At 38.1% G+C, this 22,932-nt stretch carries 21 protein-coding genes and 1 riboswitch; of the genes, 8 read left to right on the forward strand and 13 right to left on the reverse strand.

Features of this window, described 5'->3' with window-relative positions; all coding sequences use genetic code 11:
• Positions 1-61: 61 nt before the first annotated feature.
• Complete coding sequence (locus tag ACFX4G_RS19745; protein WP_013055154.1) at positions 62-376, reverse strand: YfhH family protein; 315 nt, start codon at positions 374-376, stop codon at positions 62-64.
• A gap of 82 nt (positions 377-458) precedes the next feature.
• Between ACFX4G_RS19745 and ACFX4G_RS19750 the strand changes: the two genes are divergently transcribed.
• Positions 459-1,112: an SDR family NAD(P)-dependent oxidoreductase gene (locus ACFX4G_RS19750; RefSeq protein WP_043977869.1), complete on the forward strand. Its 654-nt coding sequence runs from the start codon at positions 459-461 to the stop codon at positions 1,110-1,112.
• A gap of 282 nt (positions 1,113-1,394) precedes the next feature.
• Here the strand turns inward: ACFX4G_RS19750 and recX are convergent, their stop codons facing one another.
• Positions 1,395-2,204 carry a recombination regulator RecX gene (gene recX / locus ACFX4G_RS19755; RefSeq protein ID WP_028410123.1) on the reverse strand — a complete coding sequence of 270 codons (810 nt, stop codon included), beginning with the start codon at positions 2,202-2,204 and terminating at the stop codon, positions 1,395-1,397.
• Positions 2,205-2,301: 97 nt separating this feature from the next.
• Here recX and ACFX4G_RS19760 point away from each other — a divergent pair, with 97 nt between their 5' ends.
• From ACFX4G_RS19760 to ACFX4G_RS19775, 4 genes are all read left to right on the forward strand, one after another.
• Positions 2,302-3,204: a TIGR01777 family oxidoreductase gene (locus ACFX4G_RS19760; RefSeq protein WP_050688500.1), complete on the forward strand. Its 903-nt coding sequence runs from the start codon at positions 2,302-2,304 to the stop codon at positions 3,202-3,204.
• Between the two features lie 61 nt (positions 3,205-3,265).
• Complete coding sequence (locus tag ACFX4G_RS19765; RefSeq protein ID WP_043977865.1) at positions 3,266-4,393, forward strand: amidohydrolase; 1,128 nt, start codon at positions 3,266-3,268, stop codon at positions 4,391-4,393.
• Between the two features lie 255 nt (positions 4,394-4,648).
• Entirely contained in the window at positions 4,649-5,209 is a 561-nt protein-coding gene (locus tag ACFX4G_RS19770) for a GNAT family N-acetyltransferase (RefSeq protein ID WP_013055149.1), read from the forward strand.
• 101 nt (positions 5,210-5,310) lie between these two features.
• Complete coding sequence (locus tag ACFX4G_RS19775; protein WP_013055148.1) at positions 5,311-5,427, forward strand: YfhE family protein; 117 nt, start codon at positions 5,311-5,313, stop codon at positions 5,425-5,427.
• Positions 5,428-5,852: 425 nt separating this feature from the next.
• Here ACFX4G_RS19775 and ACFX4G_RS19780 read toward each other — a convergent pair whose 3' ends face one another.
• From ACFX4G_RS19780 to ACFX4G_RS19810, 7 genes are all read right to left on the reverse strand, one after another.
• Positions 5,853-7,994, reverse strand: coding sequence for a cache domain-containing protein (locus ACFX4G_RS19780; protein WP_377576380.1), 2,142 nt, complete (start codon positions 7,992-7,994; stop codon positions 5,853-5,855).
• Positions 7,995-8,326: 332 nt separating this feature from the next.
• On the reverse strand, positions 8,327-9,679 hold the full coding sequence (locus tag ACFX4G_RS19785; RefSeq protein ID WP_237075127.1) for an amino acid permease: 1,353 nt from the start codon (positions 9,677-9,679) through the stop codon (positions 8,327-8,329).
• Between the two features lie 158 nt (positions 9,680-9,837).
• A riboswitch (glycine riboswitch) is annotated at positions 9,838-9,918 on the reverse strand.
• A 199-nt stretch (positions 9,919-10,117) separates the two neighbouring features.
• Complete coding sequence (locus ACFX4G_RS19790; protein WP_237075126.1) at positions 10,118-11,467, reverse strand: FAD-binding oxidoreductase; 1,350 nt, start codon at positions 11,465-11,467, stop codon at positions 10,118-10,120.
• 339 nt (positions 11,468-11,806) lie between these two features.
• A complete protein-coding gene (gene rlmD, locus ACFX4G_RS19795; RefSeq protein ID WP_377570462.1) occupies positions 11,807-13,192 on the reverse strand; it encodes a 23S rRNA (uracil(1939)-C(5))-methyltransferase RlmD in 1,386 nt (461 codons plus the stop codon).
• Positions 13,193-13,354: 162 nt separating this feature from the next.
• On the reverse strand, positions 13,355-14,164 hold the full coding sequence (gene pdaA / locus ACFX4G_RS19800; protein WP_043977856.1) for a delta-lactam-biosynthetic de-N-acetylase: 810 nt from the start codon (positions 14,162-14,164) through the stop codon (positions 13,355-13,357).
• A gap of 94 nt (positions 14,165-14,258) precedes the next feature.
• Positions 14,259-15,800, reverse strand: a complete 1,542-nt coding sequence (locus tag ACFX4G_RS19805; protein ID WP_016762857.1) for a fumarate hydratase — start codon at positions 15,798-15,800, stop codon at positions 14,259-14,261.
• Positions 15,801-15,963: 163 nt separating this feature from the next.
• On the reverse strand, positions 15,964-16,149 hold the full coding sequence (locus tag ACFX4G_RS19810; protein ID WP_013081532.1) for an SE1561 family protein: 186 nt from the start codon (positions 16,147-16,149) through the stop codon (positions 15,964-15,966).
• Between the two features lie 203 nt (positions 16,150-16,352).
• Between ACFX4G_RS19810 and yfkAB the strand changes: the two genes are divergently transcribed.
• The gene (gene yfkAB, locus ACFX4G_RS19815; protein WP_028410133.1) at positions 16,353-17,471 is read left to right on the forward strand and encodes a radical SAM/CxCxxxxC motif protein YfkAB; all 1,119 of its coding nucleotides are present in this window, start codon (positions 16,353-16,355) and stop codon (positions 17,469-17,471) included.
• Positions 17,472-17,506: 35 nt separating this feature from the next.
• On the opposite strand, the gene ACFX4G_RS19820 is transcribed toward yfkAB, so the two are convergent.
• Together ACFX4G_RS19820 and cax are read right to left on the reverse strand one after the other, a co-directional pair.
• A complete protein-coding gene (locus tag ACFX4G_RS19820) occupies positions 17,507-18,307 on the reverse strand; it encodes a YfkD famly protein (RefSeq protein ID WP_043977853.1) in 801 nt (266 codons plus the stop codon).
• A 178-nt stretch (positions 18,308-18,485) separates the two neighbouring features.
• Entirely contained in the window at positions 18,486-19,541 is a 1,056-nt protein-coding gene (gene cax / locus ACFX4G_RS19825; RefSeq protein WP_016762856.1) for a calcium/proton exchanger, read from the reverse strand.
• Between the two features lie 200 nt (positions 19,542-19,741).
• Here cax and ACFX4G_RS19830 point away from each other — a divergent pair, with 200 nt between their 5' ends.
• Positions 19,742-20,158 (forward strand): pyridoxamine 5'-phosphate oxidase family protein, encoded by a 417-nt coding sequence (locus ACFX4G_RS19830; RefSeq protein ID WP_043975663.1) that lies wholly within the window; start codon positions 19,742-19,744, stop codon positions 20,156-20,158.
• Between the two features lie 146 nt (positions 20,159-20,304).
• On the opposite strand, the gene ACFX4G_RS19835 is transcribed toward ACFX4G_RS19830, so the two are convergent.
• Together ACFX4G_RS19835 and ACFX4G_RS19840 are read right to left on the reverse strand one after the other, a co-directional pair.
• A complete protein-coding gene (locus tag ACFX4G_RS19835) occupies positions 20,305-20,688 on the reverse strand; it encodes an OsmC family protein (RefSeq protein ID WP_016762854.1) in 384 nt (127 codons plus the stop codon).
• 189 nt (positions 20,689-20,877) lie between these two features.
• Positions 20,878-21,366: a phenolic acid decarboxylase gene (locus ACFX4G_RS19840; protein WP_043975666.1), complete on the reverse strand. Its 489-nt coding sequence runs from the start codon at positions 21,364-21,366 to the stop codon at positions 20,878-20,880.
• A 375-nt stretch (positions 21,367-21,741) separates the two neighbouring features.
• Here ACFX4G_RS19840 and ACFX4G_RS19845 point away from each other — a divergent pair, with 375 nt between their 5' ends.
• Positions 21,742-22,926 (forward strand): MFS transporter, encoded by a 1,185-nt coding sequence (locus ACFX4G_RS19845; RefSeq protein ID WP_013081525.1) that lies wholly within the window; start codon positions 21,742-21,744, stop codon positions 22,924-22,926.
• Positions 22,927-22,932 lie beyond the last annotated feature (6 nt).

The following is a 22,932-nucleotide window of genomic DNA, read 5'->3' on the forward strand; positions in this document are numbered from 1 at the left end:
AAAAATAGAGTGAATATAGAAATTAAACAAGCAGCACACTTCGTGCTGCTTGTTCATCCCTTTATTTTTTCAACATAGAAATAGGCAGTGCCTCTTCGTTTTGCGGTGAGCCAAGCCTAAATCCCCACGCAAAAACTCCGTTCATATAATCAATTTTAAAATATGAACCCGGATCTCCTTGAATTTCATATACTTCCCCTGCTTTAAACGTTTCGGGATCCAATAAATATGACCTAGCCATTGTTACTTTTCTTTCTAATACTGCATACTCATTGACCATGCCAAGCTGTTCAGCTTTTCGTGCTTTTTCTTGAAGAGACCCAATTTCTTGTTGAAGTTCATACGTCGTCATATCGCTGTAACGTTTTTCAGACATGCTGTTTTCCCCCTTGTTTGCTTTCATTTTATTATAACAAAAGGTATAACTAAAGGGAGACTATGAAAAGGGAGTTTTGGGAATGAAAACAGTGCTAATCACGGGCGGTGCGACGGGTCTTGGAAAAGAACTCGCTAAATTTTACGCAAAAGACTACAACGTCATTCTGGCTGGACGCAATCACCATAAATTAAAAGAGGCGCAGCATGAGCTAGGAGACAACGTATATACGATGTCTGTAGATATTACAAAATATGAAGAAGTAGGAAAATCTGTAGAAAAACTGCTGATGAACCATTCAGTAGATATCCTTATCAACAATGCAGGCATTGGACATTTTGGTCCTTTGACCGATTATACAAAACAAGCCATTGATGAAGTCATCGATACAAATGTAAAAGGAACTATTTTTTTAACACAAGCGCTTATGCCTCATCTCTTGACGAGACCTGAACCTAAAGTTATGAATATCATTTCAACTGCAGGACTTCGCGGGAAAGCTAATGAAAGCGTCTATGTAGCAAGTAAGTTTGGCGTAAGGGGATTTACAGAAAGTTTAAAAGTGGAGTATCAAGATACCAACCTTCATGTGATTGCAGCTTACATGGGAGGCATGAATACTCCTTTTTGGGATCATAACAATCACATTAAAGATAAAAGCCGATTGCGCTCGGCTTCCGAAATTGCTGAGATTATTTATAAACAGCAGAATGACTTGGAAGATATTTTGTTTTAAAAAGATTGAAACATAACTGCATCAATCTAATCTAAAGATAAACACATTGTATAAATGATCTTATAGGAATTGCTTATGACACGGCGGTTGATTTCCGTGCAGGACTTCGCTTTCCGCAGGAGTCTTCGTCTTGCCCTCCAATCATCAACCGCTAGAAGCAGCTAAATACATGAAGTTTACGTTTACCATCACAATAAAAAATCCGAACGAGTTGGATTCTCCATCAAGAATCTCGATTCATCGTTCGGATTTCTCTTCAACTAACATACTTTTGTCCCGCCTTTATTCCTCTTCAATGGAATCTAGAAATGATTGAATTTGGTCAATAGAGAATCCTTTTCTATAAAGAGCCTGCTTCATTTTTTGCTGATATTCCCAGCCTTCATACTTTGAAAAACGACGATGAGCTTTCATTCCTTGGTATTGCAGAGCTTCCCATGCCTCATCGCTTTCTTTTTCTGTATTGGTGCGCTGAAATGCTTCTTGAATAATAGAAAATGAATAGCCCTTCACTGCCAATGCTTGTTCCATTTTTTGTTTCATCATTACTTGAGATAATTTTTTATATTTCCCTTTTAACTTTTCAATTAATTTCACAGCAGTTTGAATTTGCTGTTCTTCGGGGTATTCACATAAACTAAGGGTAATAATGGAATCAGAAATTCCCTTTTCTTTTAATTCTCTTTGAATCACATTTGGTCCTTTTGATGTCGTGTTCATTTGAGTTAACACGAATGCTTTTGCAAACTCTTCATCATTTAAATAACGGTGGCTGACTAATTTCTGAATAACTTGTTGAATAATAGTAGAGTTAATTTCTTTTTTCTTTAAATAATCATGTACCTCTTTTTCAGAGCGCATTCGATAAGATAAGTAAGTGATTGCTAAATTATAAGCTTTTTTCTCATCATCTGCGTACTGAATTTCCGTTAATTCAAATTCATCAAGCTCACGACCTTTTTTCAAGTCATATTTGATGAGGACATTTTCGTCAACACCAAAGCCAAACTCTTCACCTTTACCATAATCTAAATACACATTATAACGTTCACCGCTATTCTTTTGCGTTGTGATCTTTGTGACAACAGGCATACACCTTCACCTCATATTTCTTATTAAATTAATGGCTGAAGAACCGCCAAACGTATCATACACATTTTTATTTATCTCAACAAAGGAGGAAGTTCGTATGAAAATTGTTATTGCTGGAGGAACTGGATTCGTAGGTAAAGCTTTAACAAAACATTTTTTAACACAAAAACATTATGTATATATTTTAACACGCAATGCAGATAAAGCTGCAAGAGATCCGAAACTTAAATATGTAGAGTGGATGCAAGAAAACAGCCAACCTGAAGAGCATGTAGAAGGAGCAGACGTTTTTATCAATTTAGCTGGCGTTTCACTTAACAGCGGCCGCTGGACGGACGAGCGCAAAAAAGCCATTGTGGAAAGTCGCCTTTCTTCTACTCAAGAAATCCTTCGTATTATGGCTGCTTTACCCGAAAAACCGTCCCTGTATGTAAATGCAAGTGCGGTTGGTTATTACGGGACATCGACTACAGAAACGTTCACAGAAGCTTCTCCATCCATCGGCACAGACTTTTTAGCTGAAACGGTAAAAAAGTGGGAAAATGAAGCGCTAAAAGCGATGGAACTCAATATTCGTACTGTTTTAACAAGGTTCGGCGTTATATTAGGCAAAGATGGCGGGGCACTCCCTTCTACCGCCCTTCCTTATAAATTATTTGCAGGAGGGACAGTTGGTTCGGGAGAGCAGTGGATGTCTTGGGTGCATCTTCAAGACGTCGTCAAAATTATTGATTATTGTATTCATACCGAACAAATAGAAGGACCTGTTAATGTAACTGCCCCAAATCCTGTTCAAATGAAAGAGTTTGGAAAGACGATTGGAAAAGTGTTAAATCGTCCTCACTGGATGCCCGTACCTAGCTTTGGTCTTCAGCTGCTGATGGGAGAAATGAGTATGATTATTTTGAAGGGACAGCGTGTTTTACCTGAAAAATTGATTCAACAGAATTACATTTTTACATATACTGTATTAGAAGATGCATTGCGAGATTTACTCTAGTTATTTTCTGATATTTACCTAAAACAGGTGACTAAGCTGCCGATAGATAGGAGCATCCTTTATGAAAACCATTCTCTTGAAAAATGCAACGCTCTATCCTATTACGTCAAAACCTATTTATAATAATGATGTGCTCATTCAAGATGGAAAAATTGTTTTGATTGGGTCAAACTTGCAGCCTCCTCTTCAAGTAGAAGTCATTGACTGCAAACAGCGCTATTTATTCCCTGGATTTATTGATGTTCATACACATCTAGGACTATATGATGAAGGAACCGGCTGGGCCGGAAATGATGCTAACGAAACAATCGAGCCTATGACTCCCCATATCCGAGCTTTTGACAGCGTACATCCTTTAGATCCTGGGTTTAAAGATGCCATTGAAGCGGGTATTACGTCTGTACACATTATGCCTGGAAGTGCAAATGTGATCGGAGGCACAACATCCGTTATTAAAACAGCCGGAACAAGTATTTCTCAAATGTTGATTCAAGAGACAGCTGGACTTAAGATTGCGCTAGGAGAAAATCCAAAACGAATCCACAGCCATGGCAATAAAGAATCCATTACACGAATGGGTATTATGGGGATGCTGAGAGAAGCCTTTTATCATGCAAAAAGCAGTGACAATAAAGATGATTTGCGAATTAAACCACTCATTCAAGCGCTGAATAGAGAGATTCCCGTTCGAATTCATGCTCACCGAGCCGATGATATTCTATCAGCTCTGCGCTTAGCAGATGAATTTAATTTAGACGTTCGTATTGAACACTGTACAGAAGGTCACTTAATTGCTAAAGAGCTAGGTGGAAGAAACTTAAAAGTAAGCGTGGGACCAACTTTAACACGGCGCTCAAAGGTTGAACTGAAGAATAAAACGTGGAAAACCTATCAAGCTCTCTGCAATGAAGGAGTAGAAGTTTCCATTACAACAGACCACCCTTATACGCCCATTCAGTACTTAAATATTTGTGCATCCATTGCCGTACGTGAAGGGCTCGAAGAACAAAAAGCATTAGAAGGCATCACGATTGCTGCTGCTCGAAATCTTCGTATTGATCAGCGAATCGGCAGTATCGAAGCAGGAAAAGACGCTGATTTGGTGCTATGGAGCCATCATCCTTTTCACTACTTAGCAAAGCCTATTTTCACCATGATAAATGGTAAAATATTATTTAAAAAAAATTAACATTTTACCTATTTTCTTTTTTAATTTTTTTTAGTATGATACGTTTAGAAGCATGTGAATTTCACAAAAGCATAAACATCACACGTTGACTTTTTATGTTTGTTGACTTGTAATGGGAAGGCAAATGGTGCGCCACCAGGTAACTGGTTCTAGTGGGTTCGATTCCCACCCCGAAATTTTTTTAATTATTAAAAAATTTCGAGGGTGGGGACTTGATTGGAGTCTGTATATACCCTCGATCAGGAGGGAAAAGTTATGTTAAAAAAACGTGACCTAAATGACTGTCAATCTCTATACGAACTCATGGTACATCCTGATGTCTTCCCTTTTGTTCGTCATAAAGCCCATTCCTATGAAGAATTTTTATTTGTGACTAAACAAACGATGGAAGCAGAAGATCATGGAGAAATTATTTCTCGCACGATTTTAGACGAATGGGGTAACCCTATCGGCACCATTAATTTATTTGATGTACAGGACCAAGCTGGCTTTTTAGGCACTTGGCTTGGCAAACCGTTTCATGGAAAAGGATATAATCAAATTGCAAAAGAAGCGTTCTTTAATGAACTGTTCTTTGAGTTAAATATAGAACGAATTTTTATGCGAATTCGCAAAATTAATATTAGGTCTATTAAGGCTGCAGAAAAACTGCCTTATGCAGTACTTGCGAATGAAACACACAAAGCTTTATACGATGAAATTAATCAACATGAAGACGTATATGATTTATACGAAATTCCAAAAGACTTGTATACATTATACTACTTGCGTCACGAACAAGACGTTCAAGAAGATCACCAGCTTAAAGAAGCGTAAGAGTCTCTCCGTGTAACGGAGAGCTTTTTTTATGATTAAAAACGAGAGATTCTGGAAAAAATAAGTAGCATGATCGAAAAACGTTAATTGGAGGTTTTTTTATGTCTGAAAAAAAACGAAAAGAAAACGCAAAAAATACGTTAAGTAGCGCTCAAGAAATCTATTACGGCCGCGAGTTTAAAAAAGCAGACCGTGCAGGCGGCTACACGAAAAAATAAGTGAGGCAAAACATCTCTATCCAACGCTTGATCATCTCAACGTCCTTTCTGTACAGTTTGTATCGGAAGGACGTTTTTATATTATGTAGACATAATAATACGAAGATTTTATAGATGTTATTGAAGTTTTTTTACAACTCTACTATATCCACAAAGTTTACCCACAATTATGTGGATAATGTGTATAACTTTACTGAATATGCATATTACCGCTTTCATAACTTGAAATAACAGTGGGTAATTTTTATGTAAATTTTCTGAAAAAATGTGAATAGTGTGGATAAAGTTGTGAATATCCTATATAATTCAGCAGTTAACTTTTTGTTAACCTGTGGATATCTTCTTTAGTACTTTCATTGATTTTAGTACCATCAAGGCTTTCGATATATTATAAGTATAATAATAAAAAGTAGGGGAAACTTCCCCTACTTTTTTATGATTGGAAACAATATATCCACACTTGTTCCTTTATCTAACTGACTAGAAAACGTCATCTGAGCGTGATGAGCTTTAATAATCCGATAGCTGACCATCAGTCCTAAACCTGTACCTTTTTCTTTTGTACTATAAAAAGGCTCACCTATCTTCGCTAACCGTTCAGGAGGAATACCTTGTCCTTCATCAGCAAACTGCAGCCAAAGGTGGTTTTCTTTTACTTTAATCGTAATATGAATAGCTCCTCCTTCAGGCATTGCTTCGATAGAATTTTTAATAATATTAATGAATACTTGTTTTAACTGATTTTTATCTCCATACACCTTTGGTAACTGGTCGTCTCTTTCAAATATGAAAGCTACTTCCTTTTCTACTGCTTCAGGTTCAAGAAGTGAGCACACTTCTTGAACAAGCGCTTGCATATTCAAAGATTCAACCTTCATTACCTGAGGTTTTCCTAACATCAAAAATTCTTCTACGATTCCATTCATTCGTTCTAATTCAGTTTCCATGATATCTATATACAAAGCATCTTTAGGATGTTGTTCTTTTAATAAGTGAACAAAACCTTTTAAAGAAGTTAAAGGATTTTTGATTTCATGAGCCACTCCAGCTGCAAGTTCTCCTACCACGGCTAGCTTCTCAGAAGTTCTAAGCTTCTCTTCTGCCTTTTTACGCTCCGTAATATCCGTCGATACACACAGCATTTGAATCACTTCCTGTTTTTCATTCATGATAGGAAGTTTTGCTGTTTCGACCCAGCGCCGGTTTCCTTTCGAATCTTTAAACTGTTCTTCTAATACCATTCCTTTTTGGGTACAGTTTGAAAACGCCCCTTTATATAAAAGATCTGATTGAAGGTTGAACTGATATTTATCAATTGATTGTCCAATTAAGTCATCAGATTTTTCACCTAAGAGCATTGCAAAAGATTCATTAACGAGAATGAATTCCCTTTTTTGATTGATAGCATAAATATAGCTTGGATTAATGTCAATAACTTGTCTTAAAAACGTTTTTTGTTCCTGCAGCTGATTTTCTTTTTGCTGTAAATTCGCTTTAGAATGGCGTATATAGCTAATCATTTCATTAAACTGTTTAGATAAAATACCGATTTCGCCCCGCTCAATTTCTCGTTCCGGAATTTTTTGATTAAAATTCCCGCGCGCTACTTGTCCCGCCAATTCATATAGTTTATGAATTGGATTCACAATTTGCCTTGCATATAACGCAGTAAAAAAAGAAAGCAGTAAAATCGTAACGCCTGAAACGATCCAAAGCGTTTTTTCAAACATTTCATAAGGCCTATAAATTTCTTCAACGGGTAATTCAGCGACAATTCCCCAATCTAAAACAGGAATATATTCGAAAGACGCAAAGAAATACTTACCTTCGGTGTTCACCACGCGCTGATATCCTGATTTATGATTCATCGTTTTCTGAACGATTTCGTTTTTCTTAGCATTTTCACCGATTCTCTGTTTCTCTGGGTGGGAAATAATTCTACCATTGCGGTCTACAATAAATGTATAGCCGTTCTCTCCTATATCGAACGTTTGAAAGATGGATTGAAAACTTTTATTTTCTTCAATTCGCAGCGCTAAATTTACGACCTTTTTTACATTTTGCTGCCCATCCAAAATAGGAATCGCCATCACCACAATGTAGTGCTTTGTATCTGCTGAAACAACATCGCTTAAATATATTTTTTTGGTTCGCAGCGCTTCTTGAAAATATTTTCTTTTACTTAAGTTCACATGTTTCATATTCTTTAAATCATTCGGGTAATAATGCTCAACATACCCTTTTACATTAAAAATGGTTCCGCTATCGATATACGGTGAAATATTAACTATTTTTTGCAATTCTTTGTCTATTTCTTGTTCATCATCCGATAAAAAAATAGGATCTTGCTGTACCTCGTCGCCTAGGCTCCAAATATCTTTAATGACGACGTTAATTTGCTCTTTCATTCTCTTGACGGTTTTATCAGTTACCTGCCGATATTGATCTTGAGAAATATTAGGCAGCATCACTCTTGAAACAATAAACATTAGCGTCAGTACGGTACAAATAAGAAGCACATTAATCGTGAAGATTTTCCAAAACGTATGAGATTTAAACCATTTCATGTTTGTTCACCTTAATCTAATGAAGTCTACCTCCATTGTACTGCAAAATGAAAACTTTTCCATATAAATGACGGAATTCCATCTTTAGACACAGAAGAAAAGCAATTTGTTCTACATTCCTATCAGAAAACTACGAGCTTTCTCACTGTGTTTTCTGTTAGAACAAATTTTTAGTTTTCTTCTATAAACTTTGCTTCCTGCATTTTATTCATGCAGGAGAAATCAATTATTTATTCTCCACTAAAAAGACCTCATCACGGAGTGATGAGGTCAGAAATTTACTATATTCTTTTATAAAAAATCATGTTTGTTCCCTGCTGATTTTCTAGCCTTTAAAGATTTATTTTCTTTTTCCTTCTAGTCCAGTAAAAAATAAATAAGAGAATAAACCAAACGGGCGTCAACAATAAGGCTGGGCGCGTCGCGTCAGAAAACAGCATAATAACAAGAATCACCGCAAACAAAGCTAACACAACATAGTTTATGAATGGTGTTAACGGTGCTTTGAATACTGATGCTGCATGCAGCTGCGGACGCGTCTTTTTATACCTTAGATGGCAAATGAGAATGATACTCCACACCCAAATAAAACAAATAGCGCTAATGGTCGTGACGATGCCGAAAGCTTGGTCTGGTATAAGCTTGCTTAAAAGAGCTCCCGCTGAGATGACCAGCGTAGATACGAACAATCCGTTGCTTGGTACGTGGTTTTTGTTCAGTTTTGCAAACTTAGATGGCCCTTGGTTATTTTTACTTAAATTATATAAGATACGGCTTGTTGAAAACATTCCGCTATTACAGGCAGAAGCGGCTGAAGTTAGTACAACAAAATTAATAATTCCAGCAGCAAGCGGAATTCCGACTAAACTAAAGGTTTTAACAAATGGGCTTTCTGCTGCATTTAATTCCATCCACGGGTTAATAAACAACAGAACGATAAGCGCTCCAACATAGAAAAATAAGATTCGCAGCGGAATTTTATTAATGGCCGATGGAATATTTTTTTGGGGGTTTGATGTTTCTGCTGCCGATACCCCTACCAATTCAACCCCGACGTATGCAAATATAACCATTTGGAATGAAAGTAAGAAACCTGAAACCCCATTTGGAAACAGCCCTCCATGATTCCAAAGGTTTTGAACAGTAACAGATCCCGCATCTGTTTTAAATCCCATTACCAGCAAAATAACGCCAATAATAATTAATGCAAGAATCGTAATAACCTTTATTAAAGCAAACCAAAACTCTAATTCTCCAAATAATTTTACGGTTAATAAGTTAAGACCTAATAAAATGATTACACAAATAAGTGCCGGAATCCACTGAGGAATATTGAACCAATATTTCACATATACGCCAACTGCAATCACATCAGCCATAGCTGTCATAATCCAGCAAAACCAGTAGGTCCATCCCGTTACAAATGACGCCCATGGTCCAAGATACTCTTCAGCAATATCAGTTAACGATTGATAACCTGCTTTAGACAGCAGTAGTTCTCCTAGCGCTCTCATCACAAAAAAAAGCGCAATACCAACAATTAAATAAGCAAAGATGATAGAGGGACCTGCAAGCTGTATTGCTTTACCAGAACCTAAAAACAAGCCCGTACCAATGGTTCCCCCAATCGCAATTAGCTGAACATGACGATTGGATAAATCCCTCTTTAATTCTCGTTGTTCCAACTCTAACTCCTCCTAACAATAAAACCTTTGATGCGATCGTGCGGACTACAAATAAAGTCCAATAAAAAAAGAGATTGGATGCGCTCCAATCTCATGGTCATAAGAATAACAAATATTAAAGTACATGCTACCAATTAGTAACATGCCAAATAAATATCCGGTACTCTTCTGTCCTTTTGCCTGAGATTGTGAACCCTTCGGCGTCGCGAAACTATCGCGATCTCTCCAGAAGCTGCTCCTGCTATAGTGTGATCCATAGCAATCATAGCTTTCTACGTATTAAATTTTTCAATCAATAGAATGACTGTCGAATAGTTGTTTATTCTAATACCAGTTGGATACTTTGTCAACAGGAAAGATTACTTTCATTTATTTACCTTCTTCGAAAAAAGGTAATCGAACATTTTCAATCGTCAACTTAGTATCCTTTTCCTCACGCTACCTGAGTCCTTGCGCGAACCTGAACACATTAAACGGATCGTACTTTTTGTTCACTCTTTCTAATCTCTCTGCGTTTTCTCCAAAATACTCATGCTCGTAGTTTCTAAGGTTACTGATAGGGAAATTCACATAGGAGCCTATCGTAATACTTTTAATATATTCAAATCGCTTGCGAAGCCAATCTCTGTTTGCTCTTGCAAATGCATCTTCTGTCCATACAGACTGAAACCCCATAATATATCTGGCGTTTCTGTAGAAAAAAGCCGTTTCTCTTTTACCAACACTGCGGATTTCTCCTCCTAGTGCATAAAGAGAAATCGCGGCATAAACGGACCCTTCTGCCGGACGCTGTATGAGATCTGTAAGATTTTCAAGCTCACCACGTGAATAGCTTCTGTGCACAAATCTTCCCGTTGACTTAAATTTTTCAGACGGAGGATAGGTTGCTTCTATTTTTTTTACCGCTTCAAGAAAAGATAATGATTCCAGCTCTACTCGAAACCCTTCTACTTCTGCAAAAGGCTGCAAAATCTTCCGAGCTCTTTCTGGGGAGCCGTAAAAGAATCCGTTTGCAAATATGCCTAACCCTTCTCCTTCTGCATTATAAAAGCTTGCAACTAGCGTCATACGTTTGTCCAGTTCGGGCAGCCAGTTTTGCCATATATTCATCACTTGTGTCTGCTTTTCTTTTGTAGTACCTACATAAAAGAATCGAACGAGCGTCACAGAGTTGTTCGTTGGCTTTGGAAGCTGAAACGTCATGCTTACTACAACGCCAAAGTTACCGCCACCGGCACCGCGGCATGCCCAAAAAAGATCAGCTTTACACGATTCGTTTGCTTTGATGAGCCTTCCTTCATAATTGACTAATTCTAGCTCTATCAAGCTGTCGCATCCTAACCCGTAAAGTCTGCTCGAAAGTCCCCAGCCTCCTCCGAGCGTAAAGCCCGACACGCCAACAGTCGGACACGTTCCTCCTGGAAACACATATCCGTTCGAACCGATGAAATCATACACTTCCGTATTTTTCGCTCCTGCTTCCATCTTTAAAATGTTCCGTTTTTTATCTAATTTCAACCTATTTAATCGACTAATATCAATGACTACTACACAGTCACCTGTAGAATATCCTTCATAATGATGACCGCCAGATCGAATACGAATCTCAACACGATGCTTGCGCGCCCAGCGGATCGCATTCACAACATCCTGCTTTTTTTCACAGTACACAATCACAAGCGGAAATTTATTAACAGCGCGATTCCATTCCTGACGAGCCTCCTCATAAATGGGATCTTTTGGCGTTACCACTTCTCCCGTAAGCCCTTTTAAAAACATTGAGTCCATCTGACCTCTGCTCCTTTGTACATACTTTTTAGTAGTTTTATTACTATAGTATTATCGAGGTGGTTAAAGGTTTGGGTTTTGGGATAGAGTTTGCGTTTATTATTTGTATAAAAGACGTCATTATAGTTTATATTAAAGGCATTAACCCTCTTATGTAATCTCTCTTTAGCGATGTAACACTTTCCAAGACTAGACTTTATGAGAATTTCATCTCACTATACTAAGATATTTTTTACACTAAAAGAACAGATGTGGAATTTTAACACCTTTCTCCATTAATAAGAGTACAGCTCAAAGAAAAAAGAGCAGAATCAAATCTGCCCTTTACTCTTTTTCTATTCATTTCTTTAACGTCAAACTCACCACATTCTCCACGTGCGCCGTATGAGGGAACATATCAACAGGCTGAATGTAATCAACATGATAAGCCTTCGACAGCTGCTGCACATCTTTGGCTAATGTGGATGGATTACAAGAAACGTAAACCACTTTCTTTGGCTTCACTTGTAAAATCGTTTTTAGAAGCTTGTCATCACAGCCTGTTCGCGGCGGATCAACGACGATAACGTCTGGCTTCCAGCCTTCTTTTACCCACTGCGGCATCCATTTCTCAGCCGGACCCGTTACGTACGTAGCATGCTCAAACCCATGATCTTGGGCATTTTTTCTTGCGTCTACAATCGATTCTTCAATCGTATCCATTCCGCGAATTTCTTTGGCATCTTTAGCAAGCCATAAGCCAATTGTCCCTACTCCGCAGTAAGCATCTACAATTTTTTCACTGCCTGTTAGCGCAGCTGCTTTTTTTACTTCGTCGTATAGCTTCACGGTTTGAAGAGGATTCAACTGGAAGAATGCACGCGCTGAAAGTTCGAACGAGATATCTCCTAACGTTTCTTGAATCACCGACTTTCCAGCAAGTGTAAACGTTTCGTCTCCAAAAATAAGCGATGTTTTTTGACCGTTTACGTTTTGTACGAGTGATTTCACTTCCGGTAGGCGGCGCTGAATTTCTTTAATCAGCAGCTCTTTTTTCGGAATGTCTTTTTTAGCCGTAATCAAGACAATTTGCACTTCACCCGTTTCAAAGCCTACTCGAGATACGATGGTACGTACAATACCACGGCGTTTGCGTTCATTGTAGATAGGAATTTGAAGATCTTGTAAAATTCGTTTTATTTCTTTTGTCACGTGATTCGTGGCTCCATGCTGAATAGGACAGTTTTCAATGTCAATCAGTCGATGAGAGTTCAGTCCATACAAACCAGCGATGACTTTTTGTTTATCCACACCTACTTGGAATTGTGATTTATTACGATAGCCCCAAGGATTTTCCATGCCAATTGTTTGGCGTGTTTTTTCCTCTACTTTTTTTAATGAACTGTGACGTTCGAACGCTTGCAGAACAATATCACGCTTCGATTCTAGCTGACCTTCATAGGATAAGTGCTGAAGCTGACAGCCTCCGCACTGTTCGTAAATAGGACAGGGCGCATCTACGCGATGAGGAGATTTTTTGCGAATTCGCTTGATTTTCCCTTCCGCAAACTTATGCTGGACATTTGTTGCTTCTACAACCACTTCTTCATTTGGTAATGCTCCCGGCACGAAGACGACTTGGCGCTTAAAATATCCTACGCCTTCTCCATTAATACCGAGTCTTTTTATCGTCAACGGAAACGTTTGTCCTTTTTGAACTTTCATTTCAGTTTTTGGTTTATTCATGAGACCAACTCCGATTAGTTTAAATTCTTTATATAGTTATTAACGGTCTTTATCTGCTTAAAACCTAGTAGACCGTATCGCTTTAAAAAAGACATCAACGCATATTATAACACTTCAACAGCAAAAAACCGACAGGAGAAACATTCCCATCGGTTTTTATCTTTATTTCGTTTTAGAAGGACTTTTCTTCATTTGTTTGCGTTCGTTCATTAAATCATCAATACTTTTAAACGTATAGCCCTGCTTTTTTAAATCCACAATCGCTTGATCTAACGCATCTGCGTTATCCTTTGAAACGGTATGCAAAAGCATGATTGCACCTGGATGTATTTGAGCCATCATATTGTCGTATGAGTAGCGCCAGCCTTTTTGTTCATTCACTTTCCAGTCAACGAATGCAAGTGACCAAAATACATTCGTATAGCCCTCTTGCTTTGAAAGAGCTAGCGTTCGTTCACTAAATACCCCTCTAGGTGAGCGAAGGTATTTCATTTCATCACGACCAGTAATATTCTTGTATTCATCTTTTACTTTTTGCAATTCCTCTTTAAAACGTGCGTCATCCACTTGAGTTAAGTCAGGGTGATGCCATGAATGATTCCCGACAATATGCCCTTCTTTTACCATTCGCTTAATAAGCTTAGGCTCTTCTTTTAAATAGTGTCCTGTTACAAAGAATGTGGCAGGAACCTTTCTTTTTTTGAGCACGTCTAATACCTGCGGTGTATAACCATTTTCATAACCATTATCAAACGTTAAGTAAATATTTTTTTTATTTGTATCTCCGAGGTAAAAAGCATCATACTTAGCAAGAATTTGTTCATAAGCTGTACCTGCGGATGCGGGCTTGTGATTTTTACTTTTTTGAAATCCCCAGCTGATCGGATTGTTTGGATACATTTGTGCTTCAACAGATGCTATGCCTATTGACATCACGAATAAAAAAACGAGAAAAAAGGTGAACCGGCGCATAAGAAGCTCCTTTCGGAAGTCATTTTACGCTTAGTATCCACTCAATTTCCTCGTTCATGAACGTTACTTTTTACCATACGCTTTTGATGTATGTTTATTTAAATACCGGTTCTTTAAATTGCTCAAGCTTTTCAAATGAAGACTTATCTACATCTGCATGCAAGCTGTTTCCATGTGAATCCATCGTCACTACAGCTGTAAAGCCTTCTACTTTTAAATGCCACATTGCTTCAGGAATACCAAACTGCATCAAATCAACGCCTTCTACGCTCTTGATACAATCAGCATAGTACTGTGCAGCTCCTCCGATCGCATTTAAGTATACACCGCCATGCTCTTGAAGAGCAGCAAGCGTTTTAGGACCCATACCGCCTTTACCGATAACCGCGCGGATGCCAAATTTCTTCATAATATCCCCTTGGTAAGGTTCTTCACGGATACTTGTTGTTGGTCCTGCAGCGGTTACGTGCCATTTTTCGTCTTCGTCCTTTAACATAACCGGACCACAGTGATAAATGATTTGTCCATTTAAATCAATTGGTGCATCGTGATCTGTTAAATGTTTATGGATAGCGTCGCGTCCTGTATACATCATACCGTTGATGCGCACCACGTCGCCAACTTTTAATTCACGAATTTGCTCTTCTGTAATAGGTGCTTGTAATACAACTTCTTTTGTTTCATCCGCATTTTGCTTCTCTTCGGCGCCTGCATTTTTATTAAAATCTACTTCTTCGCCTTCTTGATACAGCCACTCTTGAACACTTCCTGTATCGGCGTTGATTTTAATACCTAAGCGGCGGTAAGCCCAGCAATTATACGCAACTGACACATAGAAGCTAGCAGGAATACGATTGATTACGCCGACTTTACAGCCAAGTAATGTCGTTTCTCCGCCAAAACCCATCGTGCCGATTCCTAACTTATTAGCATTTTCCATTACATACTCTTCTAATTCTTTCAGCTGAGCATTTGGATTTTCGTCATCTAAGTTTCGGAACAGCTGCTCTTTTGCTAATTCATAGCCTGTTGTACGGTCGCCACCGATTCCAACACCAATCACGCCGGCACTACAGCCTTGACCTTGTGCTTGATACACAGAGTGCATCACACATTTACGAATGCCGTCTAAATCACGGCCAGCTCTACCTAAACCTTCTACTTCACAAGGCAGGCTGTACTGAATGTTTTTATTTTCACAGCCGCCGCCTTTTAGAATAAGACGCGCATCAATATAGTCATTTTCCCACTGCTCAAACTTAATAACCGGCGTGCCGCCGCCTAAATTATTACCACTGTTTTCTCCCGTTAACGAATCTACGGAGTTAGGGCGAAGCTTTCCGTGCTTTGTTGCTTCTTCAATTGCCCAATAAATCGCTTCTTTAATTTGAAGCTGATTCACTCCTACAGGGGTTTTAATTTTAAATGTTGGCATACCCGTATCTTGACAAATTGGCGATAAATTATCATCCGCCATCTTAATATTATTGGTAATGGTCGCTAAAGACATTGCTGCACGCGTTCCTGCATTTTCACGCGCTTTTGCCTTTGCGATAGCACGCCGAACGTCTTTTGGCAATTTTGTAGATGTTTCAACAATTAAATCGTACATGCTTTGTTTTAAAGCTTCAATCATCACTTAATTCCTCCCATATCCCGCTAATGTATGTATTTATCTATCTGTCGTACAACTTTCAAAATTTATTATACTCCTTCAAAAATTGTTTCGAAAGACCTTTATAGGAGGATTTCCACTTCAAGCAAAAAAGCGCTAGTTTTTCTAGCGCTTTTTCCTTTGTTCATTCTTTATCTTTTTTAAACTGCTCACATTTTGCTTCGAGGTCATCAATCATTGTAATCAAACGATCAATGTCTTCTAGGTCTGTGTTTTCAGGCTCCATGGAGTCTAATACGTGTACAAACATATTTAAACGATCTTTTAAATAACGTACTTGTGAATCTTTATCTCGAACGGCGTTTCCCATTTTAAACCCTCCTGATATAGCTTTTCATTCGTATTTCTTTATATCCTAACGAATACTTTCATATTTGACAACTAAAAGCAATAAAATCCATAATAGTCACTGGTGTCCGTTTTGAATGAGACGTATAATTTAGTCTAGCAGGACGGACCGTGAGATGTTTTCATCATCATTTCACTTTACGGAAAAATAAAAGGAGTTTTTTTATGGCCACTTTACAACGAATTACCCCGGAGTTCGATCCGTGGGAAGCGTATTTAGATATGAAACAATATGGCAAACCGACGCTTACAAACGTTGAATTTACCACAACGACGCTTTGTAATATGCGATGTGAGCACTGCGCAGTTGGATATACGCTGCAGCCAAAAGACCCAAACGCACTGCCGCTTGATTTAATTTTAAAACGTCTCGATGAAATTCCAACTCTTCGAGCGTTAAGCATTACGGGTGGAGAGCCGATGATGTCTCTATCTTCTGTGAAAAATTATGTGGTGCCTTTATTAAAGTATGCACATGAACGAGGTGTCCGTACACAGATTAATTCAAATTTAACATTAGATCTTGCTCGTTACGAACAAATCATTCCTTATTTAGATGTTTTACATATTTCTCACAACTGGGGAACGATGGACGACTTTGTGGAAGCTGGCTTTGCAATGATGGAGCGAAAGCCTACTTATGAGCAGCGCGCCAAATATTTCGACCGTATGATTGAAAACAGCCGCGCGCTTGTAAAAGCAGGTGTAACCGTATCAGCTGAAACGATGTTAAATAAACGTACGCTTCCTCATATGGAAAAGATTCATCGTCAAATTGTTGATGAAATGCTTTGTCAGCGTCACGAAGTACACCCTATGTATCCAAGTGACTTTGCCAGCACTCTAGAAACATTATCTCTTCCTGAAATGCGTCAAGCTATTCATCACCTTCTTGATATTCGAGATGAAAATGTGTGGATGCTATTCGGCACGCTGCCGTTTTATGCATGCAGTAATAATGAGGAAGACTTATCGCTTTTACAGCGCTTGTATAGCAGTAAAAATGTAACCGTTCGAAACGATCCAGACGGGCGCTCTCGCCTAAATGTAAATATTTTCGACGGAGATATTATCGTAACGGATTTTGGTGATACGCCTCCTCTTGGCAACATTCAAGATACAAAGCTTACAGACGCTTTTGATATGTGGCAGCAAAGCACGATTTCTAAAGAACTTAGCTGTCATTGTTCAGCAGTGTCTTGTTTAGGACCTAATATTTTGGTGAAAAACAGCTATTATCAAGATACTGATTTTAGCAAACTCCAAGCGAATATCACAAAATAACAAAAAGAGATTCCACCACTGGAATCTCTTTTTTATTATCTCGGCTGATCGTAAGCCCCAAAGCTTAAGGAAACATAATCTTGTACTGGAATCCATGCTCCAATTCCTTGAGACGTTACATTTCTCACCACAATTGAGCGCTTGCTGCCTTTTACTGTAACATACACTTCTCCATATGTTACTTTTCCCTTTTCACTTACAGCAGGCGTATACGCATACAGATAACCTACTTTTTTAGGAGCTACGTTATAGACCTGGTCTTTTTTCGTTCCGGCACCTACAAACGTTTGAAATGATAAAGTGAGCTTTGTTTTTTTAGCTGCTTCAATTAGCATCATTTGTTTCACATGATCAGGCTGAGGCACTTTTGCTGTTAATCCGCCTTTTACATGACTTTGATTTTCCTGGCTGTACATCATTTTGTACTGATTTTTTCCTGCTCTGTTATCATAATGATTTGTATTGATTCGCTGGTGTTGCCAGTTAACGTTTGTTTCTGTTGATTCGTAATTTAATGGCCACTGTCCTAAAAAGACGGTTGCTCTAAAACCAATTGCCCATGGAGTTTTAGAAATGTTTGATTCATTTAATATACGAATTAAATCAGGGTTTTCAATTTTTACATTTGATGTTTCAATGAGCTCTTTTGTAAACTCACTCGGCTGCAAATATGGCGTATCTTGACTAGCATTTGGATACGTATTTTCTTTTGAAATATTTAAAGCTGAAGAAGGCACGTTGATGGTAGGCTGAGCTGTTTTCGCAATGGCGATCTTCGTTGAACATGAAAATGAAATAATGATGGTAAACACAAATAAAAGCAATTTACGTAACATCTAGAAACTCCTTTCAACATCGTTAATGAATGCAACCATAGTTTTTTCAAACATCTCCTGTTTTATCCTGAATACCAAAAGGGAAATTCTTCTATTCACTTACACAAAAAGAATCCGAACGATTAATCGTTCGGATTCTTCCTTCAACTAAAACAGGTTTGTTCCAGCCTCTTCTTTTTTAAATAAGATAAAAACCAATTCCCATAATAATATAAGCACCTAAAAGAGTTGCACCTTCGAACCAGTTTGTATCTCCGTCATTAGAAATAGCAATAGTTAAAAATACGGCCGTTACCATCGCAATCAACTCAGGCCAAGTAAAGACAAGAGACATTTGGTTTTCGAACATCAGCGAAACTAACACTAATATCGGTGCTACAAACATCGCGACTTGTAAAGTGGATCCAACAGCAATTTCAACAGCTACACCCATGCGGTTTTTAACGGCCATAATAATAGCCGAAGCGTGCTCTGCTGCGTTTCCAACAATCGCTACAATGATGACCCCGATGAACAGCTCACTCCACCCAAAACTTTCCGATACAATTTCGATTGTACTAACCAAGCTTTCGGATACGTAAGCTACAGCTAACGTAGACAAAAAGAGAACAGTAATCGCTTTCCACATTGACCATTCTGGCTCCTCATGTTCTTCCACTTCTTCACTTTTATGCTGATACACCCCTCGGTGCGTTACCAGCTTAAAAAATAACGCTGCTAAGTACAAGATGATGAGAATAATGGAGATTCCGACACTCAGGGACATGGTCTTCGCTTCGTCCATTTCACTAGCAAACACTTCAGGAATAACAAACGCAACGATAACGGCAAAGATCAATAATCCAGAATTATGTCTTGCATCATAGACATTAAATTCTTGACGCTTAAATTTTAATCCCCCAATGAAGAATGAAAGACCGCCTACAAGAAGGAGGTTTCCTAATACAGAACCGGTTAACGATGCAAGCACCACCGCTGTAAGACCTTCTTTTAGAGCAAAAATAGAAATAATTAATTCTACAGCGTTACCAAACGTAGCGTTTAATAGTCCGCCTATTCGAGGACCAGCTACAACAGCTAAACTCTCTGTTGCTCTCCCCATAAAAGCTGCGAGGGCAATGATTGTTAAACAGTAAATAATAAACATAAGAACATCTGACCAGTGCATCATGTGCCCAATAACAGATAGCGGCACCCCAAGAATAACCGCTATAAGAAAAATCCGATTGATCATCGATATGTACACCTACCTTATTCATTTTTTGACAACAAAATCAATCATATCAAATTAATGGAATTTGTATAGACTCACCGTCAATGTTAGTATTTTTAACCTATTTTTATAAATGATAAACCCTTAATTGATTTTTGATTAAGATAGTTAAAAATCAGCCAAACTACCAAGGGTAAAAAGATATAATAAGGAGTGAAAAAATGAGCAATAATGATGTGAAAAATCAAATTTTATCCGTACTGGATGACTATACAATTGGAACGTTAGCTACAATTCAAGATGGAAAACCGTATTCACGCTTTATGATGTTTTTTCATGAAGATCTTGTGCTCTACACCGCCACCAATAAAGATACCCATAAAGTCGAAGAACTAGAAAAAAACCCTTACGTTCATATTTTGTTAGGCTATGATGGGCAAGGTTGGAGTGATCCGTATGTAGAGGTAGAAGCCAAAGTAAATGTAGAAACAAACGAAGAGTTAAAAAAGAAATTTTGGAATAAAAAGTTAAAAGAGTGGATTAAAAGTCCAGATGACCCAAATTATTTGCTTCTTCAGCTGACTCCTGAACGCATGCGCTATTTTGATAAAGCCGGCAGCAAACCGAAGGAAATATGAGATTGAGACGTAGCTAAGTCCATTCCATCTAAAGACGAACAAATGGGAGCAAAGAGCTGAACCGCTTGTAACAACACCCTAAAAAATCCGAACGAGTTTGATTCATCGTTCGGAACTTCTTCAGCTAAAATACTTTTGTCCCAACCTCATTTAATTTCGAAGGTTTCTGTCACTTCAATACTGTCAATAACCGACTGTAGCATTGAACAATTTTTTCGTGCTAGCTCAATTGATTTTTCAATTTTGTCTAATGGAAGCTCTTCTCCTGTAATGATATAGTGCAAATGAATTTTTTCGATTCGCCCCGCTTTTTCATCATTTCGCGTCACGCCAGCTTGGATGCGTAAATCAGAAAAAGCAATTCTTTTTTTCTCTAGAATCTTTCTTAACACGCCTCCGCTGCAAACAGCAATGGACGATACCATTAGCTGATACGGACGAAAGCCATATTCTTCATCTCCGGCGATATGTAGCTCTCCATAAGGAAGATTTGTTGTAAATCCCGCCTCTTTTTTCATGTTAAATTCCATTTCCTTCACTCCTTTACTTCATTATAAACCGCTTTTTATATAACCAACTACTCTCAATACGGATACTTGTTACACCATCACCATAAAAAGATCCGAACGAATTTGATTCTCCATCAAGAATCTCGATTCATCGTTCGGATCTTCCTTCAGCTAAAATACTTTTGTCTCAGTCTTTTTTATGACTCTGTGTTAAATTAATTTTCCGGCGCGAATATCATTTGTCATTCCTTCGTAAGGCGCTTGAGCGATAACTTCCTCATTATTCGCTCCGACATTTTTGATAAATGTAATGTCAGCAAATTCGGGTACAACGTATTTAGGATATGTTTCGTATTTTTCACGGGATTCATGCATTAAATCAAGATGATCATTTTGATAGCACACGGTAATTTCAGGATGTTCATGTACCCATTTTGGGAAGAAAATAATGCCGTGCATCCGTTTTTCATCAGGCATAAAGTTCAAAGATACATCTGTTCCAGTCGGTTCAGTCCACGATACTTTATATACACCTTCTGTTAATTTCACAATATCAACTTTCTGGTCGCGAACCCATCGTCCTGCCACCATTCCGCTATGAATACGGTAATCGATTGTATTTTCGTTTTTGATATAAATTTCATATTCCCATCCGTTTTCGTATGTGTAAATCATATGATTCCCAATAAATTTTTCCATTTTTATATCGCTCCTTTGATTTATAACACTTCGTATATGTCTGACACAACGCGATCTAAGTGTCTCACAGCAGTGCCTAGAAAAACGCAGTTGTGTAAGCGTTTATATTTTGCACTTCCTGTATGACCAATGACACTCGTTGTACCGACATTGATTGTGAATGTCGCTATTTTCTTAAGCACTGTTTGTATTCTAGCGATCGCCTTTTAATTGTAAATTAAAACATGTAACTATTTACATGTTTTATTCTACTTTCCTTATAAAAAGATGTCAAATTAATAGCACAGCACGTCTACATCCTTGTCAATAAAGCGTTTTCCTTGTACGATTAAACAGTTGGATTGACAAAATATAGATAAAAAGAGGTTGAATGCTGTGAGTGCTACTCATAAACAACGTTTCTGGATTTTAGTTAGCCTTGTCGCTATTTCTGGATTCAGCCAAGGTATGCTGCTGCCTTTAATCGCTATTATTTTTGAGAAAGATGGTCTTTCTTCTACTATAAACGGATTAAACGCAACTGGATTGTATCTAGGTATTTTATTTATTTCTCCTTTCATGGAAGGGCCGCTTCGCAGATACGGATATAAACCCATTATCGCAGCAGGGGGACTTTTAGTTATTGTATCTTTAGCTTTGTTTCCCCTGTGGAAATCTGTTGTTTTTTGGTTTGTGCTCCGTTTATTTATTGGAATAGGAGATCACGCGCTGCACTTTGGTACTCAAACGTGGATTACATCGTCTTCACCTGCTGATAAACGAGGTCGCAACATTTCATTATACGGGCTTTTTTTCGGTATTGGTTTTGCTGTTGGCCCTTTAATGACGCCGTTAATTGAAATTAACCAAGCGCTTCCTTTTATGATTTCTTCAGCTCTTTGCCTCATAACATGGGTGTTTTTATTTTTGATAAAAAATGAATTTCCCCTACAGGAAGTGGAGGTTAATTCGTTAAAAGAAACGGCTAAGCGATTTTCTAAGGCGGCTAAGTATGCTTGGATTGCTTTTTTGCCGCCTTTTGGATATGGATTTTTAGAATCATCACTGAACGGAAGCTTTCCTGTATATGGCTTACGAATTGGTTTGCAAGTAGAGTTTATTTCACTGCTGCTGACTTCCTTTGCAGTTGGAGCTATTGTATTTCAGCTTCCTCTCGGAATATTGAGCGATAAATTTGGACGGAAATTGGTATTAGGATGGATTTTATCCATTGGAGCCGTTACATTTTTTACAGCAAGTCTCTTGGAAGAGACCGCTATTCCATTAGTAGCTTGTTTATTTATAGCTGGCATGGTTGTAGGCTCGACGTTTAGTTTAGGAATCAGCTATATGACGGATTTGATTCCTGCTCGTCTACTGCCTACAGGTAATTTACTATGCGGCATTGCTTTTAGTATCGGAAGCCTTGCCGGCCCTTACATAGGTGGCACGTTTATTCAGTTCTTTCACCATATCAGCTTTTTTAATATTATTAGCGGGATGCTTGGCTTTATTTTTATTATTCTTTTTGTATTCGGACAAAAGATGCCTATGCAACAAAAAACGAGCGAGAACCTATAGGTTCTC

Origin of the sequence: Priestia sp. YIM B13486 (assembly GCF_042787865.1) — a bacterium.
GTDB lineage: Bacteria > Bacillota > Bacilli > Bacillales > Bacillaceae_H > Priestia > Priestia megaterium.

What these genes read in the sequence shown, in the direction of transcription:
- ACFX4G_RS19750 (WP_043977869.1), top strand. Translation starts at nt 459, where the DNA reads ATGAAAACAGTGCTAATCACGGGCGGTGCGACGGGTCTTGGAAAAGAA.
- rlmD (WP_377570462.1), bottom strand. Translation starts at nt 13,192, where the DNA reads ATGAATAAACCAAAAACTGAAATGAAAGTTCAAAAAGGACAAACGTTT.
- ACFX4G_RS19830 (WP_043975663.1), top strand. Translation starts at nt 19,742, where the DNA reads ATGAGCAATAATGATGTGAAAAATCAAATTTTATCCGTACTGGATGAC.
- yfkAB (WP_028410133.1), top strand. Translation starts at nt 16,353, where the DNA reads ATGGCCACTTTACAACGAATTACCCCGGAGTTCGATCCGTGGGAAGCG.
- ACFX4G_RS19810 (WP_013081532.1), bottom strand. Translation starts at nt 16,149, where the DNA reads ATGGGAAACGCCGTTCGAGATAAAGATTCACAAGTACGTTATTTAAAA.
- ACFX4G_RS19765 (WP_043977865.1), top strand. Translation starts at nt 3,266, where the DNA reads ATGAAAACCATTCTCTTGAAAAATGCAACGCTCTATCCTATTACGTCA.
- ACFX4G_RS19760 (WP_050688500.1), top strand. Translation starts at nt 2,302, where the DNA reads ATGAAAATTGTTATTGCTGGAGGAACTGGATTCGTAGGTAAAGCTTTA.
- ACFX4G_RS19790 (WP_237075126.1), bottom strand. Translation starts at nt 11,467, where the DNA reads ATGGACTCAATGTTTTTAAAAGGGCTTACGGGAGAAGTGGTAACGCCA.
- ACFX4G_RS19835 (WP_016762854.1), bottom strand. Translation starts at nt 20,688, where the DNA reads ATGGAATTTAACATGAAAAAAGAGGCGGGATTTACAACAAATCTTCCT.
- cax (WP_016762856.1), bottom strand. Translation starts at nt 19,541, where the DNA reads ATGATCAATCGGATTTTTCTTATAGCGGTTATTCTTGGGGTGCCGCTA.
- ACFX4G_RS19820 (WP_043977853.1), bottom strand. Translation starts at nt 18,307, where the DNA reads ATGTTACGTAAATTGCTTTTATTTGTGTTTACCATCATTATTTCATTT.
- ACFX4G_RS19745 (WP_013055154.1), bottom strand. Translation starts at nt 376, where the DNA reads ATGTCTGAAAAACGTTACAGCGATATGACGACGTATGAACTTCAACAA.
- ACFX4G_RS19840 (WP_043975666.1), bottom strand. Translation starts at nt 21,366, where the DNA reads ATGGAAAAATTTATTGGGAATCATATGATTTACACATACGAAAACGGA.
- ACFX4G_RS19805 (WP_016762857.1), bottom strand. Translation starts at nt 15,800, where the DNA reads ATGATTGAAGCTTTAAAACAAAGCATGTACGATTTAATTGTTGAAACA.
- recX (WP_028410123.1), bottom strand. Translation starts at nt 2,204, where the DNA reads ATGCCTGTTGTCACAAAGATCACAACGCAAAAGAATAGCGGTGAACGT.
- pdaA (WP_043977856.1), bottom strand. Translation starts at nt 14,164, where the DNA reads ATGCGCCGGTTCACCTTTTTTCTCGTTTTTTTATTCGTGATGTCAATA.
- ACFX4G_RS19770 (WP_013055149.1), top strand. Translation starts at nt 4,649, where the DNA reads ATGTTAAAAAAACGTGACCTAAATGACTGTCAATCTCTATACGAACTC.
- ACFX4G_RS19780 (WP_377576380.1), bottom strand. Translation starts at nt 7,994, where the DNA reads ATGAAATGGTTTAAATCTCATACGTTTTGGAAAATCTTCACGATTAAT.
- ACFX4G_RS19775 (WP_013055148.1), top strand. Translation starts at nt 5,311, where the DNA reads ATGTCTGAAAAAAAACGAAAAGAAAACGCAAAAAATACGTTAAGTAGC.